Here is a 16,601-nt window from a genome sequence, read left to right as displayed (position 1 = left end):
CCTTCATACGCCCGTGAATCATGTCAGGCGGGGTGACAAACGCCATGCCGCGCACGAAAGCGACATTGCAGCGCCGCCTGTGACAGCATAATCAGGCCACATGGATATGATTGAACATGAACGCCTGTTGATCGTCGACTTTGGCAGCCAGGTCACCCAGCTGATCGCCCGCCGGCTGCGCGAGTTGAACGTCTACTGCGAAATTCACCCCTACCAGAACGTCACGGACGCTTTTCTGGCGGATTTTGCCCCCCGCGCCGTGATTTTTTCCGGCGGACCGGACAGCGTGACCCGGCCGGGATCACCCCGACCGCCCAAGTCGATCTACGACCTGGGCGTGCCAATTCTGGGCATCTGCTATGGCCAGCAGGTCATGATGCAGGATCTGGGCGGCCATGTTGAAGGTGGCAAGATTTCGGGCGGTGGCGGCACCGCCGAATTCGGCCGCGCATTCGTGACACCCACGGGTCGGCTGGACCTGCTGGACGGCTGGTTCACCAATGACCGCGAACAGGTCTGGATGAGCCATGGCGACCACGTGGCCAAGATCGCACCGGGGTTCGAGGTCTATGGCACCTCCCCCAATGCACCATTCGCCATCACCGCCGATGCCGCACGCCATTTCTATGCCGTGCAATTCCACCCAGAGGTGCACCACACCCCCAACGGCGCAAAGCTGTATGAAAACTTTGTGCGGCTGGCCGGGTTCAGCGGCGACTGGACGATGGAAGCCTACCGCGAACAGGCCATTGCCGCGATCCGCGAACAGGTGGGCGACAAACAGGTCATCTGTGCGCTGTCCGGCGGCGTCGACAGCTCTGTCACCGCTATTCTGATTCACGAGGCGATCGGCGATCAACTGACCTGTGTCTTTGTTGACCACGGTCTGTTGCGGCAGGGCGAGGCCGAACAGGTCGTCACGATGTTCCGTGACAATTACAACCTCAACCTGATCCATGCCGACGAATCAGAACTGTTTCTGGGCAAACTCGACGGCGTCAGCGACCCCGAGACCAAGCGCAAGATCATCGGCGGGTTGTTCATCGACGTGTTTCAGAAGTACGCCGACGGCATTCAGGGTGCCGAATTCCTTGCCCAAGGCACGCTGTATCCCGACGTGATCGAATCGGTCAGCTTTTCCGGTGGGCCGTCCGTCACGATCAAGAGCCACCACAACGTCGGTGGCCTCCCTGAAAAGATGGGTCTGAAACTGGTCGAACCCCTGCGAGAGCTGTTCAAGGACGAGGTCCGCGCCCTGGGCGTCGAACTGGGTCTGCCGCCGTCGTTCATCGGGCGTCACCCGTTCCCCGGCCCGGGCCTTGCGATTCGCTGCCCCGGTGAGATCACCCGCGAAAAGCTGGAGATCCTGCGCAAGGCCGACGCGGTCTATATCGACCAGATTCGCAAGCATGGCCTGTATGACGAAATCTGGCAGGCCTTTGTCGCGATCCTGCCCGTGCGCACCGTCGGCGTGATGGGCGACGGACGCACCTATGATTTTGCCTGCGCCCTGCGCGCGGTGACATCGGTCGATGGCATGACCGCGGATTACTACCCGTTCACCCACGATTTTCTGGGCGAAACCGCAACGCGCATCATCAACGAGGTGCCGGGCATCAACCGCGTCACCTATGACATCACCAGCAAACCTCCGGGCACGATCGAGTGGGAATGATCTACCTGACGGGGGCAATGACCTGCCCGCCTGACCGCCTTGATGCGGTCCGGGCAGCCTTGCCCGCGCATATCGCGCTGACCCGTCAGGAAAATGGCTGCATCACATTCGATGTGGCCGAAACCACGCCGGGCGTTTTCATGGTGTCTGAAACCTTTGCAGACGAGGCCGCATTCGACGCCCATCAATTACGCGCTGGCGCGAGCACATGGGCAAAGATCACAGCCGGGCTGCCACGCAACTACACGGTGACCAAGGGATGAACCCGACCCTGCGCGCTGGTTTGTGGATGATCGGTGCCATCGGGTCCTTTACATCCATGGCCGTTGCAGGGCGCCAGATCAGCTTTGCCCTCGATACCTTTGAAATCATGCTGTTTCGCAGCCTGCTGGGTATCATTATCGTGGTTACGGTTGCAGGTTTCGCAGGCACATTGAACCAGATCGACACCCGCGATCTGCGCCTGCACGGGATGCGCAACCTTGCGCATTTCACCGGCCAGAACCTGTGGTTCTTTGCCGTCGCCAGCATCCCTCTGGCACAGGTCTTTGCACTGGAATTCACGACGCCGATCTGGGTGCTGCTGTTATCACCTCTCTTGCTGGGGGAACGCATCACCCAGGCGGGCGTCATCGCGGCCATCATGGGGTTCGTCGGCATTCTGATCGTCACCCGTCCGGGCACGATCCCCCTGACACCCGGTCTGGCAGCCGCCGCGGCCTGTGCGATATTTTTTGCCCTGACCGCGATCTTTACCCGGCGGCTGACCCAGCGGCACAGTATCACCTGCATCCTGTTCTACCTGACCGTCATGCAGGCCGTCTTTGGCATCGTCTGCGCCGGTTGGGACATGGACATCGCCATGCCAAATGCCGCGACCCTGCCATGGCTGGTCGTGATCGGGTGCGCGGGCCTGCTTGCGCATTTTTGCCTGACGAACGCATTGTCGCTGGCGACCGCGACGATCGTCATGCCGATGGATTTCGCCCGATTGCCGACCATCGCGATCATCGGTGCGCTGATCTATTCGGAACCGCTTGACCCGTGGTTGTTCCTGGGGGCTGCGTTCATCATCGCGGGCAATTACATCAATCTGCGCCGCAAGGCGGCCGCATAAACCGTCCCCCGCGTCAATCAAGTCACATGGAAAAATGCGACACTTGTTTAACGTAAGGTCAAACATTGACCGAATCGTAAACGCTTCTCAGACATGAATGAATGCAACCAATTTCATGGATGGGATGGAGACATGAAACTTTCACTATCGACGGCCGCAGCACTGATGCTGACGACCGCCGCATCTGCCGGTGGTATCGACCGTACGCTCAACAATTACGCAGTCCTGTTCGAAGACGGAAACTACGTTGAATTGGGCTTTGCGACCGTGCGCCCAGACGTATCTGGCGACTACCCGACAACCGCCCCGATCTTTGAAGGCGGACCCCGCGTTTTCAACGGTGGCAGCACCGGTGGCATGGCCGAGGACTATTCCACTGCATCATTGTCGCTGAAATATGCGCTGAACGAAAAACTGGACCTGGGCCTGTTCCTAAACCAGCCCTTTGGTGCCAACGCATTCTACCCCGACGGTGATTACACCGGTCTGGCCGCAGAATGGGATTCGTCGCAAATCGCACTGGTGCTGAAATATCAGGCAACGCCGAACATCAGCGTCTACGGTGGTCTGCGCAGCATCGAGAGTCAGGCGAACATCGTGATCCCCAACAAGCTGGTCGCGCTGAACACGGTCGTGCCCCAGTCCGCAGCGCAGGCCGCCGCGGCACAGGCACAAGGTGCAGCAGCACTAGCACAGGGCGGTCAGGCGCAGGCGCTGGGTGCAGAGGCGCAGGCGCTGGGCGCATTGGCACAGCAGCAAGCGGCACAAGCTGCCGCGGCCGCGGCCGCACAAGACTTCGCAACAGCTCAGACTCTTGGCGCAAGCGCAGCAGCAAACGGCGCGCAGGCGGTCGCACTTCGCGATCAGGCCATCGCACTGGGTGCCGATGCGCAGGCACAGGGTGCAGCAGCGCAAGCGCTGGGTGATCAGGCCCTCGCAGGCTTTGCTGCCGGCTTTGGCGGTGATCCCATCGATGGTCCGTATTCCTACACGGCCACCACCGAAAAAGACCGCGCAACCAGCTACCTTGTCGGTGTCGCATACGAGCGTCCCGAAATCGCGCTGCGCGTCGCACTGACCTATGAGGCCGGCTATACGCATTCGTTTGTGACCACCGAAAACGTTGATGCACTGCCCGCAGCTCAGCTGACCAGCATCACGGAAATCGAGATGCCTGACGTCTTCACCCTCGACTTCCAGTCCGGCGTCGCAGCGGACACGCTGGTCTTCGGCTCAATCCGCCACGCCAAGTGGTCTGACTGGGAAGTGCGGCCCGCAGGCTATCAGGCGATCACCGGCGACCGCGTGACGGGTATCGACGACGACGTGACAACCTACCGTCTGGGTGTGGGCCGCCGGATCAACGACCAGTTCTCGGCCTTTGCCCGCGTCACCTATGAAAAAGGCAACGACGACGTGCTGTCGCGCCTTGCGCCCACGGACGGTTCAACCGCGTTCGGCATCGGTGGCACCTACACCAATGACGCTTTCAAGATCACGGGCGGCATCGAATATGTGACCTTTGGTGACGGCCTCGACAACGCGGACGAAACGCTGGCCACCAACTTCAGCGATAACAAGGCCATCGCTGTCGGTCTGTCGGTCGGCTATCGTTTCTGATCGCACAAACATCTGAATAACAAATGGCCCCGCCTGTCCAAGGCGGGGCCATTTTCATTTGCAGGGGCTGTCTGGATCAGGCGTTCTCAGCGACGGCGATCAGCGCACGCGCGGCCCGCAGGCCAGGTGCCTCACCACCGCGCCCAAGCCGGTCCATCGTGAGGTCCATCGCGACCTGCTGCGCACCCGGCGCGGCCAGCGTGTCGCGCAGGCCGGCACTGATCTTGTCCGCCGTGCAATCCGCAGCAATGTATTCTGGCACTGCACGCGTGTCGGACACGAGGTTGACCAATGTGACCGTGTCGATCCGCACCATGCGCTGCATGATGACCCGCGACAGCCACGCCATGTCATAGGCAATCACCATCGGCGTTCCGGCAGCCGCAAGTTCCAGCGAAACCGTGCCGGATGCCGCTAAGGCCACGTCAGCCGCACGAAACGCCGCACGTTTCACCGCACCGTCAGGATCATCCGCAGGATCAATCAAAACCGGCGTCACAGGCCAATGCGCGGTCAGATCCCGCACCAATCCGACAACCGATGCCGCACAGGGAATGACCACCGACAGATCGGGATGACTGTCACGCAATTGTCCCAGTGCGGCACCGAAACGGGCGGTCAGGCGCGTCACCTCACCCTTGCGCGATCCGGGCAACGCCAGCACCAGTGGCCCGCCACCACTGCGATGTTGCGCTCGGAACGCCTCGGCCTCGGCCTGGCTGGCCTGCGGCTGTGCGACGACCGGGTGACCGACGAAATCACACCCCATGCCTGCTGCGGTCATGTAAGGTGGCTCGAACGGCAAGAGTGCCAGCACATGGTCGATATGACGCGCCATGCGATCTGCCCGCTTTGGTCGCCAGGCCCAGACCGACGGGGCCACGTAATGCACTGTCGTGATGTCGCTGCGTGCCTTGACCAGCTTGGCCACGCGCAAACAAAAATCGGGGCTGTCGATCGTCAGCAGCACATCAGGTCGCGTGTCCAGAACCGCCTGCGCGCATTCGGCAATCCGCCGTTTGAGCGCGCGATATTTCGGCAGCACCTCGGCCAGGCCCATGACACTCAGCTCGTCCATCGGGAACAGGCTGACCAGCCCCTGTGCCTGCATCAACGGCCCACCCACACCGTCAAAGCTGACGTCAGGCCGCAGTTGCCGCAACCCGGTCATGACGGCCCCACCCAGCGCGTCGCCAGACGGCTCTCCTGCGATCACGAAAACCCTCATCGCGTCACCTCGCGCACCCAGAGAAATTTCTGCGTGGCATCAAGCGTGGCGATGACCGCGTCGCGGTCCAATACCATCACCCCACCGGCCTCGATCACGATACCGTCGAGACCTGCAGCGATCACGCCCCGCGCCGTGCCCGGCCCAATGACAGGCAGATCAGCACGCCGATCCTGATCGGGCTTTGGCCCCTTGAACAGAATGCCGCCCCTGCCCGGATTGCGTCCGATCAAGGCGTCCGTGCCGCGGCGGTCCTCTTCGTCCACGATCCTGCCATCGCGCACAATGCAGGCTTGCCCGCTGTCGCGCCGTCCCATGTCGTGAAGACAACGATCACCCACCAGCGCATCGGACCGATGGGGCGGCCCGGGTTGTGTCACCGTCAAAACGCCAGCCGCAGGCAGCAGCCCTGGCACGATGTCATGGGCTGCTACCACCCGCAGACCATGATTTTCGAGAACAGCGATGAATGTCCGCAATGCGCCATCGTCACCTTTGGACAACGCACGCAGCATCACGGGCAGCAACCGCACCGTCGGCCAATCGAAATGCCGCCACGCGATACCGGGACGCTGGATGCCGCCAGCCATACAGACTTGGGTCACCCCACGCGCCCGCAGATCCCGCAAAAATCCCCCAAGCCGTTCCAGCCTGAACCACAGATCGACCGGCACATGCGGTTCTGCCTCCTCAAGGGCGCAGACCAGAGGTCGCGCAGGCAGCCTATCCAACAGCGCCACCGGCAGGTCACCGGCACCCGCGATCAGCGCCAGCGTCATTTCGGGATCAGAAAACTGCGATCCGTCTCACCCAGCACGAAATCGACCAGCTGTTTCACATAGGCGCTATCGGTATCCTGCAAGGCCTCGACCCGCGCATGGAATGTGCCTTCACCGGACTTCAGACTTTCGAACGCCTTGCGCAGCGCAGAGATATCGTCGCGCGGCACGCCGCGCCGGCGTAGCCCGACCAGATTCAACCCTTCCAACCCGGCACGTTCGCCCATGACCAGACCGTGCGGCAGCACGTCGTTTGTTACCATCGACAGCGCACCGATGATCGCGCCCTGCCCGATCCGGACGAACTGGTGAATCCCCGACAGCCCACCGATGATCACATCGTCCTCGATGATGCAGTGCCCGGCGATGGCAACCGAATTGACGACCACGATCCGGTCGCCCAGTTGCGCATCGTGGGCCACGTGACAGCCAGCCATCAGCAGGCAGTCGTCGCCGATCCGTGTGACACCGCCACCACCGGCCGTGCCAGTGTTGATCGTCACACTTTCGCGGATGCGATTGCGCTTGCCGATCCGCAGTTGTGTTTCCTCGCCCGCAAATTTCAGGTCCTGCGGAATTTCTCCGATCACTGAAAACGAAAACACGGTGCAATCGTCACCGATATGGGTGTCACCATCCACGACCACGTGGCTCTTGAGCCAGACACCGTCACCAAGGACAACCTTGGGCCCAACCATGCAGAATGGCCCGATGGTGCAATTCGCACCGATCACCGCATGATCGGACACCACCGCAGTCGGATGAATGTCAGCACTCACCCCTTGAGGTCCAGCATGGCCGAGAATTCGCATTCTGCCGCCAGCTCACCGTCGACTTCGGCACGTCCGTGGAATTTCCAGACCTTGCCGCCCGGCTTGCCGCGCGTCGTCGTCACATGCATCAGCATCCGGTCGCCCGGAATGACCTTGCGGCGGAACTTGGCCTTATCGATCGACATGAAATAGATCAGCAGGTCGCCGTTCACCAAACCCATCGACGCGCCCACCATCACACCGGCCGTCTGCGCCATCGCTTCGATGATGGTCACACCGGGCATGATCGGCGCACCGGGGAAATGCCCCTGAAAATGAGGCTCGTTCATGGTGACATTCTTGATGCCGGTCGCGGTCTGTGTGCCGTCGATATCGATCACGCGGTCAACCAGCAAAAAAGGATACCGATGCGGCAGGATCGCATGAATCAGATGAATGTCAGCGACGGTGATCGGGGTCTGTTGGGTATCGGACATCTGGGCTCCTGCGTGTCTGGGCGGCTTAGGCCACAAGACTGACTAACAACTGGCCTCTTGATCGACAAGTCACTCAGGGGTCCAGCGGTGCCGCCGGTGATGTATCAAGGAGCGTGTCATCGGGGGCTTGTGGCTCGGTTCCGCCGATCAACGGCTGGTCGGCATCGGGCGCCTGCCCTGATTGCAGCATCACCGCGTCGATCCGGCTGACAGCTTCGTCCGTGATATCTGACGCCGCCAGTGCCAGGAAAACGGAACGTCGATCCAGAATGACCGATGCGCCACGTTCCAGCATAAGTTGCCCGACCACATCCCGCACCGAGACAAAGAATTCATCGCGCGCGGCGGACCGCGCGCGTTGCAGCTCGACCTCCTTGGCGTCACGCGCGCGCCGGATGGCCTGCACCTTGGTATCGAATGCATCTGCCTCGGCGCGGAATGCCTCGGCGGTCATGGTCGGTCTGCGCAGGGTCAGTGACCGTTCTTCTTCGGTCAGGGCCGCCACGATGCGATCGTTTTCGGCCTTTAATGCCTCGGCGTCCGCGTCCAGTGCGGCGCGGATCTGCTGGGCGTATTCGCTGTCGATATACAACCGGTCGTAGTCGACGATCAGGATCGGCAACGCCTGCGGATCCTGCTGTGCGGCGGCCGGGCCAGCCCACGCCGCAACTGCGACGCACATGGCCAGAACCGCCGCCCGCATCAGAATGCGGTCGAAATCGTCAGGTCAAACGAACGGGTTTCGTCGAATTCCTCGGCCTTGAGCGCATCGGTAAAGTTGAACCGCAGCGGCCCCAGGGGAGTCGTCCAGAAAATCGCGAAACCGATGGTCGAACGCCCAGTAAAGTCATTGTAGATGGTCGTCGCATTCGGCTGGCGACCGATATCCCAGACTGAACCATAATCGACGAAAACACCGCCTGTGATGCCGTATTCCTCGGGCAGACCCAGCGGGAATTCCGCCTCGAGCCGCGCCACGGCAAAGCTGGTGCCACCCAGCGCGTCGTTCACGTCATTGGCCGGATCCAGATCGCGCGGTCCCACACCGTTGGCATCAAACCCGCGCAGGGTGTTGCCGTTCAGGAAATAACGGTCCGTCACACGGCTGAACCCGTCCTGATACGACAGATGCCCACCCTCAATCGTGGCCCGCAGCGTGACATCCTCGTTCAGCACCTTGGTTTCGGCGGCAGCCAGCGCAGATGTCTTGATGAACTGCGTGTCACCAAATCCGAATTCCTGACCGAACCGGAATACGAAACCTGTGGTCGGGTCCAGCCCGGTGCGTCGGTTGTCAAAGCTGTAGGCGTAACCCAGAGATTGCGTCGTCACGCCGTCCAATGCGGCCTCTTCCTGAATGATCGAACTGATGCCGGTGGCATCTTCCAGACCGCTCAGATCGTCATAGCTGAGTGCGACAAAAGTCGTCAGACGCCCGTTTTCGCTGACAGGGAACGTCAGGTTCGGACTAAGTCGGAAATTTTCGGTGTCATAATCGGCATTCTGATTATCGGTGACCCGGTAGGACAAATCGATGCCCGCACGCAGATCACGACCCAGGAAATTCGGTTCCGAGAAATTGAAATCGAACACACGGTTGGAACTGGCAGTGGACACCTGCACGCCGACGGCCTGTCCGCGGCCAAGGAAATTTGCCTCGCGGAAACTTGCCACCAGTCCCACGCCCACATCGCTGTTGTAGTTGGCACCGAATGACAGCGAGCCTGTGGGCTGCTCTTCGACGTTCACATCCACGACGACCTGATCCGGGCTGGACCCCTCGCGCGCGTCAACCTCGGCATTCGCGAAAAATCCAAGGGCGCGGATACGTTCGGCGGCCTGGCGGATTTCGCGCGGGTTGAACGGGTCACCCTCGACGACGCGGAACTGGTTGCGCACAACCCGGTCCAGCGTGGTGGAATTGCCTTCGATGTCGATGCGTTCGACAAAAATGCGCGGACCGCGCACCAGCTCGAAATTCACGTCCAGCGACAGGTCGCGGTCGTTGCGCGTGATCCGCGGCTCCACGGCCACGAACGTCAGACCCTGCTGGATTGCAAGCCGTTCAAGACGCGCGATATCGCGGTCAACCTGACCGGGCGAATAGGTCCGCCCGCTGCGCGTGCTGAGTGCAGCCTGAAATGTCGCGACATCGACCTCTGGCAGGGCAGAACTCGCGGACACATTGCCGAACGTGAACTGCTGTCCTTCCTGAATGTTGTAGGTGATCAGATAGGCGTCGCGTTCGCGTGTCAGCGCAACATCGACGTTTTGCAGCGTGAAATCGGCGTAACCACGCGACTGGTAGAAATCGGTCAGCACCTGACGATCAAACGCGATCCGATCCTCGGAGAAGGTATCGCGGCTGATGATCGCACGCAAAAGACCGGCTTCCTTGGTTTCCAGCACGCCGCGCAGGCGCCGGTCGGAAAAGCTGCGGTTGCCTACAAAGGTAATCCGTTCGACCTCGGTGACGCCTGTTTCGCTGACCTCGAAGACCACGTTAACGCGGTTTTCGGACAGACGAATGATGCGGGGTGTCACGCTTGCATTGATGCGACCGTTACGCGCGTAGATCGACGTGATCGTCGCAACATCGCGTTCAACCGTTTCAGGCGAATAGATACGGCGCGGCTGGCTTTCCAGCAGCGGCAGAAACTCGCCATCGGCCAGACGCCGGTTTCCGTCGATTGCAACCTGACTGACTGTCGGGAATTCCACCACGTCGATGATCAGCGTATTGCCCTGCGCCCGCACCTCGACGTTGTCGAACAGGCCGGATGCACGGATATTCTGGCCTGCATCGTTCAGGGTAGCCGCATCGACCGTTTCGCCGCGCGAAATGCCACCAAAGGTCAGGATGGTGCTGTCGGCAACGCGCTGGTTACCGTTGATGACAACGTTATTAAACGTAAAACTCTGTGCAAATGCCGGTGCAGCTGGCAGAACCGCGACCGCAAAAACCAGCGTCGCAGTGCGACACATTCCCATCAGTCCGGACGCACGAACGCCCCCCGTTGTCAAAGTCATGTCAGCGCCTGCTTTTGTCATCCCCAGTTGTAAACGGATTAGCCATTCCCAAGCAGGATGTCAAAAGCAAGACGCGCCCGCAAAGCTGCGAGCGCGTCAATATTCGGTAGGTTCGGGCGCTGTTGCTACAACAACGCGACGTAGCCGCCCAAATACAGGGCAAGCATCAGGATTGCGGTCATGATCGCGCGGTCCCAGTTCAGGGACACGATGGTGCTGACACTCCGATAACCTTGTTTTATCGTCTGCATCTCTCGGCTCCTTTCACATGTTGTGTGAGGAATACCGCGCAAATGTGTCGAAACTATGCAGCAAGTCTGGCCGATCAGGGGCAGAACCAGATGTCGTTGAGAATTGCAAAGATCATGAACGTCAGGATCAGCGCCAGCCCCGCCGCCATCAGCACACGCAGTGCTGCATCCGTCGGCTTGCGGCGGAAAACCGCCTCATAGGCATGGAACACCAGATGTCCGCCGTCCAGGATCGGGATCGGAAACAGGTTTAGCAGGCCGACAGCCGCCGACAGCGATGCGATGAACAGGATGAAATTTCCTGCACCCTGGCTGGCCATCGTGCTGCTGGTTTCCGCGATTCCGACGGGTCCCGAGATGTTGCAGGTCGAAATTGCGCCGGTCACCACATGCCACAACCCCGACAGCGACACCGTCAGCGTGCGCCACAACTGCTGGACACCGATCCAGAGCGCCTCGAACGGGCCAACCCGGTCTGTGGCGGCGCTAAAGAACAGATCGCCGTTCACACCGATCAACCAGCGCGTCTCGAACCCGCCTTCGGGCAATGGCAGATCGACGCGCCGGGGTGCAAGTTCCACGTCAATCATGTCACCGCGACGCCAGACCGCGAGTGATAGTGCGTCGCCGTCACCGGCCGTCACGATATCAACCAGTTCGCGAAATGCGATGATCGGCTGCCCGTTCACCGAGGTGATGACATCACCAATCCGCAGGCCCGCATCATCAGCCGCAGACCGCGGCGTCACCCCCGATGCGCGTGGCGGCACCGGATAGGGACCGGATACGACCATTTCAGCGCCGTCGCGGACCACCGTGTAGTCAACGCTGGCGGCAACAGGGATGGAATCGAACTGCACACCCTCTTCGTTCAGATCCAGACCATCAACCGCGACCAACGCATCACCCGGTTGGATTTCGGTTGCGAACTGCGGCGGCAGGTCGAACACCCGCTTGACCGTGGTCGGATCGGACGGTGTCCCAACCCACATCAGGTAACCCGCAAAGATCAGGATGGTCAGCGCAAAGTTGAACAAGGGCCCCGCAGCAACGGTCGCGGCCCGGGCCCACAGCGGCGCACCCAGCATCGTGTGGCGCGCATCCCGACCGGGCACCTCCTTGCCATCGCTGCCAACGGATGCAGCGTTCGCATCGCCCAGAAACTTGACATAGCCGCCCAGCGGCAGGGCCGCGATCTGCCAGACCGTGCCGCGCTTGTCCGTCCGTGACATCAGCACCGGCCCGAATCCGACTGAAAACACTTCGGCATGGATACCGGACCAGCGCCCGACGATATAATGGCCGTATTCGTGGATCGTCACGATGATCGACAGCGATACGACAAACGCCAAAAGCGTAAACAATCCACCACCCAGTGAAGGCAGAAGCGTTGTCATATCCATGATGTCATCCCAGTTTTGCCAATGCCGCGTCGGCGCAGATACGCGACAGGCGATCCGTTTCCATAACCTCTTCTAACGAAATCGGGGCGTTTTGCAGACCCGATTGCGCTGACATTTTGGCGAGCGTTTCCGCCACTACCGCAGGCATGTCCATGAAACCCACACGCCCTGCGATGAATGCATCAAGCGCCCGCTCCTTGGCCGCGTTGAAAACCGCACCCATCTTGCCGCCTGCGGCCATCACCTCTCTGGCCATGCGCAGCGCGGGCCAACGCACCTCGTCAGCGGCACGGAACGTCAGTGCGCCGATGGCCGCCAGATCCAGCCGCGCGACCGGCAGGTGGCTTCGGTCCGGCCAGTTGAGCGCATAGCCGATCGCGTGGCGCATATCAGGCGGGCCGACATGGGCCATCAGCGCACCATCGTTGAAGCCGACCAGGGCATGGACCAGCGATTCAGGGTGGACGATTGCTTCGATCTTGTCCGACGAGATGCCAAAATACTCTTTTGTTTCAATCAGCTCCAGCGCTTTGTTGAACATGGACGCGCTATCGATTGTGATGCGCTGCCCCATGTCCCAGTTCGGATGAGCAGAGGCCTGCGCCACGGTCGCGGACTTGAGCTGTTCCAGCGGCCAATCACGGAATGCGCCGCCGGACGCAGTGATGATGACCCGTTCGACAGCGTCCATCGGTTCACCGACAAGCGCCTGAAAAACGGCGGAATGTTCACTGTCGACAGGCAGGATGCGCGCACCGTACCGCGCAGCCGTCGCCATCAAGAGTGGCCCGGCAGTAACCAGCGATTCCTTGTTCGCCAGGGCCAGCGTGCTGCCCTGTTCCAAGGCGGCCATACCCGGCGGCAGGCCAGCCGCACCAACAATCGCGGACATGATCCAGTCGGCAGGCCTGCGGGCGGCATCGGCGATGGCTTGCGCACCGCAAGCAACCTCGATCCCGGTGCCAGACAGCAGATCCTGTAGTTCGCCATAGCAGTCAGCACTGTCCACAACCGCAATTTCAGCACGCAAGGCGAGTGCATCGGCAGCCAGCTGTTTGGCATTGCAGCCGCCTGTCAGGGCGACGACATCGAAATCATCGGGACGTCGCTTGATCAGATCAATGGTGCTTTGTCCGATCGACCCCGTGGCACCTAGTATGGTGATGCGCCTCAAAAGTTCACGCCCGGCACGTTGAATGCGCTGGCGATCAGCAGCATGAACAGCGATGCCCCCAGCAGCGCATCGAACCGGTCGAACAAACCGCCATGACCCGGGATCAGTGTGGAACTGTCCTTGACCCGCATCCGGCGTTTGAACGCGCTTTCCATGATGTCGCCCAACTGGCTGGCGAAACTCAGAACCACGCTCAGCGCCACGATGATGAAACCTGCATTTGTCAGCATCGCAAAAACAACCCCGACAACGCCTGCCGCAGCCCAGCCGCCCGCGGTCCCGGACCATGTCTTTTTGGGGCTGACCTTGGGCCAGAATTTCGGACCACCCACGACCCGGCCTACCAGATAGCCGAACACGTCAGTGGCCACGACAACGCTGATCAGCCACAGAATCCACGTGAAACCATAGTCCGCGCGGAATGTGAGCAGCCCCCAGCCGGCCACCTGCACGCCAAAGGCAAAACAAAAGAAATACAGCCGTTCGTGTTTGACCATATAGGCACCGACGATTGGCACCACCAGAAACAGCAGCAATATAAATGCGCTTTCGTGGGTCAACATGCCCGACAGCACCGATGCAGTCAGCGCCGCAAGGATCATGCCGGGTGTCGGCAGATCGGGCGCGATCATCATCCAGATTTCCCAGATCATCACGGCAACAGCGAAAATCACCAAAATCTGAAACCAGACGCCGCCCAAAACGACGGCCACGGCACCAACCGCGACCATTGCCGCGCTCGACGCCATGCGGACAGTCAGATCATCCCATTTTCCGGGGTCGGTTTGCGGTTCAGATCCAGCCATCTTATGCTGGAACAGCCCCAAATCGGCGTTCGCGCTGACCATATCCGGCCAATACCCGAGAGAAAACGTCCTTGGTGAAATCAGGCCAGAGCGTGTCGATGAATTCGTATTCCGCATAGGCAGACTGCCACAGCAGGAAATTGCTGATCCGTGCTTCGCCACTGGTCCGGATGACCAGATCCGGGTCCGGCAGGAAACGCGTATCCAGGAACCGGGACAGCGTTTCCGCATCCACGTCCTTGTGGCTCAACCGGCCCTGTTCGATCTCGACGGCCAGACGCTGTGCGGCGCGGGTCACCTCGTCACGACCGCCATAATTCAGGGCAATCGTCAAATGCACCTTGTCGTTGTGAGCCGTCAGCAGTTCAAGGTTGTCCATCAGGCTGACAAGCTTGTCGTCTAGCTTGATCCGGTCACCGATGAACCGCACCCGCACACCTTCGGACAAAAGCGCCATCGCCTCGCGTTGGATGTAACGGCGGAACAATGCCATCAGGCCCGCAACCTCGGTCTGGGTCCGTTTCCAGTTTTCGGTCGAAAAGGCAAAGATCGTCAGATACTTGACACCCTCATCGGGACAGGCCCGCACGATTTCGCGGACGCGCCGCGCACCGGCATGGTGGCCGAACAGCCGGGGCCTGCCCCGCTGCTGCGCCCAGCGCCCGTTTCCGTCCATGATGACCGCGACGTGGTGCGGTCCCTGTGGTGTCTGCTCGTCCTGGGGCATGGTGGCCCTTCCTGATTTAAACATGGCGGATAATCTTCCGCCCGGTCACTACGCCCGCGTTGATGCGGTCGCAAACAGCGCTGGCCCAGGTGTCGGCGGATCAACGCCAAACCCGGACAAATGGCGTCAAACCTGCATGATCTCGGCTTGCTTGGTTTCCAGCGTTTCATCCACCAGCTTGATATGGCTGTCGGTCAGTTCCTGAACGGCGGCCTCCCAGAATTTCTGGTCGTCGTCAGACATGCCGTCCTTGGCCTTCTTGATCTGGTCCATGCCGTCGCGCCTCAGGTTGCGGATGCTGACACGCGCGCTCTCGGCGTAGGAACCGGCCACCTTGGTCAACTCGCGGCGACGTTCCTCGTTCAATTCGGGGATCGGCAGCATGATGATCGTGCCGTTCAACTGCGGGTTGATGCCCAGCCCGCTTTCGCGGATCGCTTTTTCAACCTTGTTGACCAGACCCTTGTCCCAGACGTTGATCGTGACCATCCGCGGTTCGGGCACGTTCACGGTGCCGACTTGGTTGATCGGCGTCGGGCTGCCATAGGCATCGACCATGATGGGTTCCAGCATCGAACCGGACGCACGCCCCGTCCGCAGGGACGCAAGTTCTACCCGCAGGTTCGCAATCGCGCCGTCCATACGGCGGCCCAGGTCGTCGGTATCAAGTTCGAAATCGTCTGCCATGTCTTGTCGCTCTCTTATCGGAGTATCATCCGGTTTTGCCTGCACTTACGTCAATTCGTGCTGCGTGTATAGATCACCGTTCGGATCGCCTGTGACCCGTTCGGATCGTTTTGCCTGTCAGTCGTGCACGATGGTATAGGTTCCGTCGCCTGCAAGGATGCCCTTGAACCCGCCGGGTTCGTCCAGCGAAAACACGATGATGGGCAGGTGGTTGTCGCGGGCCAGCGCGATCGCACTCGCGTCCATCACACCCAGATGCTGGGCCAGCACCTCGTCATAGGACACCCTGTCATAGCGTTTGGCATCGGCGTGTTTGGCGGGATCCTTGTCATAGACGCCGTCCACCTTGGTCCCCTTGAAGATGGCCTCGCAGGCCATCTCGTTGGCGCGCAGCGTGGCGGCCGTGTCGGTGGTGAAATACGGGTTTCCGGTGCCGGCGGCAAAGATGCAGACGCGCTTTTTCTCCAGATGGCGGACGGCACGGCGACGGATATAGGGTTCGGCCACCTCGTTCATAGTGATTGCGCTGATCACGCGGGTATGGATGCCCAGCTCTTCCAGCGCGGATTGCATCGCCAGCGCATTCATCACCGTGGCCAGCATCCCCATGTAATCGGCCGTGGTGCGTTCCATCCCCTGCGCACTGCCCTGCAACCCGCGAAAGATGTTGCCGCCACCGATCACCATACAGATCTCGACCCCCATCTGGTGCACGGTCTGGACCTCTTTCGCGATCCGCTGGACGGTCGGCGGATGCAGGCCGAATGCCGTATCGCCCATCAGGGCCTCGCCGGAAATCTTGAGCATCACGCGGCTGTAGGTCGTCGCTTTGTCCGGCATTTGGGGCATCCTGTT

The 16,601-nt window shown here is 60.7% G+C and carries 17 protein-coding genes; 4 read left to right on the top strand and 13 right to left on the bottom strand.

Going from position 1 to position 16,601, the window contains the following annotated elements; all coding sequences use genetic code 11:
• The first annotated feature begins 100 nt into the window (after nucleotides 1–100).
• The 4 genes from guaA (at nucleotide 101) to LGQ03_RS00925 (ending at nucleotide 4,412) form a co-directional block, all read left to right on the top strand.
• Nucleotides 101–1,675 (top strand): glutamine-hydrolyzing GMP synthase, encoded by a 1,575-nt coding sequence (gene guaA / locus LGQ03_RS00940; RefSeq protein WP_226746889.1) that lies wholly within the window; start codon nucleotides 101–103, stop codon nucleotides 1,673–1,675.
• Entirely contained in the window at nucleotides 1,672–1,938 is a 267-nt protein-coding gene (locus tag LGQ03_RS00935) for a putative quinol monooxygenase (protein WP_226746888.1), read from the top strand. Before guaA ends, LGQ03_RS00935 begins: the two co-directional genes overlap by 4 nt.
• Nucleotides 1,935–2,792, top strand: coding sequence for a DMT family transporter (locus tag LGQ03_RS00930; protein WP_226746887.1), 858 nt, complete (start codon nucleotides 1,935–1,937; stop codon nucleotides 2,790–2,792). The genes LGQ03_RS00935 and LGQ03_RS00930 overlap by 4 nt, the downstream gene beginning before the upstream one ends.
• A gap of 132 nt (nucleotides 2,793–2,924) precedes the next feature.
• Nucleotides 2,925–4,412, top strand: a complete 1,488-nt coding sequence (locus LGQ03_RS00925; protein ID WP_226746886.1) for a hypothetical protein — start codon at nucleotides 2,925–2,927, stop codon at nucleotides 4,410–4,412.
• Between the two features lie 76 nt (nucleotides 4,413–4,488).
• On the opposite strand, the gene lpxB is transcribed toward LGQ03_RS00925, so the two are convergent.
• From lpxB to pyrH, 13 genes are all read right to left on the bottom strand, one after another.
• Nucleotides 4,489–5,640, bottom strand: coding sequence for a lipid-A-disaccharide synthase (lpxB, locus tag LGQ03_RS00920; protein ID WP_226746885.1), 1,152 nt, complete (start codon nucleotides 5,638–5,640; stop codon nucleotides 4,489–4,491).
• Nucleotides 5,637–6,419, bottom strand: a complete 783-nt coding sequence (locus LGQ03_RS00915; protein ID WP_226746884.1) for an LpxI family protein — start codon at nucleotides 6,417–6,419, stop codon at nucleotides 5,637–5,639. Before LGQ03_RS00915 ends, lpxB begins: the two co-directional genes overlap by 4 nt.
• Nucleotides 6,416–7,198 carry an acyl-ACP--UDP-N-acetylglucosamine O-acyltransferase gene (gene lpxA / locus LGQ03_RS00910; RefSeq protein WP_226746883.1) on the bottom strand — a complete coding sequence of 261 codons (783 nt, stop codon included), beginning with the start codon at nucleotides 7,196–7,198 and terminating at the stop codon, nucleotides 6,416–6,418. Before lpxA ends, LGQ03_RS00915 begins: the two co-directional genes overlap by 4 nt.
• Entirely contained in the window at nucleotides 7,195–7,668 is a 474-nt protein-coding gene (fabZ, locus tag LGQ03_RS00905; RefSeq protein WP_226746882.1) for a 3-hydroxyacyl-ACP dehydratase FabZ, read from the bottom strand. Before fabZ ends, lpxA begins: the two co-directional genes overlap by 4 nt.
• 73 nt (nucleotides 7,669–7,741) lie before the next feature.
• Nucleotides 7,742–8,350, bottom strand: coding sequence for an OmpH family outer membrane protein (locus LGQ03_RS00900; RefSeq protein ID WP_226746881.1), 609 nt, complete (start codon nucleotides 8,348–8,350; stop codon nucleotides 7,742–7,744).
• Nucleotides 8,351–8,370: 20 nt separating this feature from the next.
• Nucleotides 8,371–10,698: an outer membrane protein assembly factor BamA gene (gene bamA / locus LGQ03_RS00895; RefSeq protein WP_404807253.1), complete on the bottom strand. Its 2,328-nt coding sequence runs from the start codon at nucleotides 10,696–10,698 to the stop codon at nucleotides 8,371–8,373.
• Between the two features lie 125 nt (nucleotides 10,699–10,823).
• Nucleotides 10,824–10,949, bottom strand: a complete 126-nt coding sequence (locus tag LGQ03_RS16615; protein WP_256212435.1) for a hypothetical protein — start codon at nucleotides 10,947–10,949, stop codon at nucleotides 10,824–10,826.
• A 74-nt stretch (nucleotides 10,950–11,023) separates the two neighbouring features.
• Nucleotides 11,024–12,352, bottom strand: coding sequence for an RIP metalloprotease RseP (rseP, locus tag LGQ03_RS00890; protein WP_226746880.1), 1,329 nt, complete (start codon nucleotides 12,350–12,352; stop codon nucleotides 11,024–11,026).
• 4 nt (nucleotides 12,353–12,356) lie between these two features.
• Nucleotides 12,357–13,526: a 1-deoxy-D-xylulose-5-phosphate reductoisomerase gene (gene dxr / locus LGQ03_RS00885; RefSeq protein WP_226746879.1), complete on the bottom strand. Its 1,170-nt coding sequence runs from the start codon at nucleotides 13,524–13,526 to the stop codon at nucleotides 12,357–12,359.
• Nucleotides 13,523–14,332: a phosphatidate cytidylyltransferase gene (locus LGQ03_RS00880; RefSeq protein WP_226746878.1), complete on the bottom strand. Its 810-nt coding sequence runs from the start codon at nucleotides 14,330–14,332 to the stop codon at nucleotides 13,523–13,525. Before LGQ03_RS00880 ends, dxr begins: the two co-directional genes overlap by 4 nt.
• A gap of 1 nt (nucleotide 14,333) precedes the next feature.
• On the bottom strand, nucleotides 14,334–15,059 hold the full coding sequence (uppS, locus tag LGQ03_RS00875; protein WP_090159261.1) for a polyprenyl diphosphate synthase: 726 nt from the start codon (nucleotides 15,057–15,059) through the stop codon (nucleotides 14,334–14,336).
• Between the two features lie 126 nt (nucleotides 15,060–15,185).
• Nucleotides 15,186–15,746 (bottom strand): ribosome recycling factor, encoded by a 561-nt coding sequence (gene frr, locus LGQ03_RS00870; RefSeq protein WP_090159260.1) that lies wholly within the window; start codon nucleotides 15,744–15,746, stop codon nucleotides 15,186–15,188.
• Nucleotides 15,747–15,863: 117 nt separating this feature from the next.
• Nucleotides 15,864–16,586, bottom strand: a complete 723-nt coding sequence (pyrH, locus tag LGQ03_RS00865) for a UMP kinase (protein ID WP_056032126.1) — start codon at nucleotides 16,584–16,586, stop codon at nucleotides 15,864–15,866.
• Nucleotides 16,587–16,601: the final 15 nt, after the last annotated feature.

The sequence above is a fragment of the Loktanella gaetbuli genome (assembly GCF_020531945.1).
GTDB classification, from domain to species: Bacteria; Pseudomonadota; Alphaproteobacteria; order Rhodobacterales; family Rhodobacteraceae; genus Loktanella; species Loktanella gaetbuli.
The sequence above is the reverse complement of the archived record's forward strand: the minus strand, read 5'-3'. Positions and strand labels throughout refer to the sequence as shown.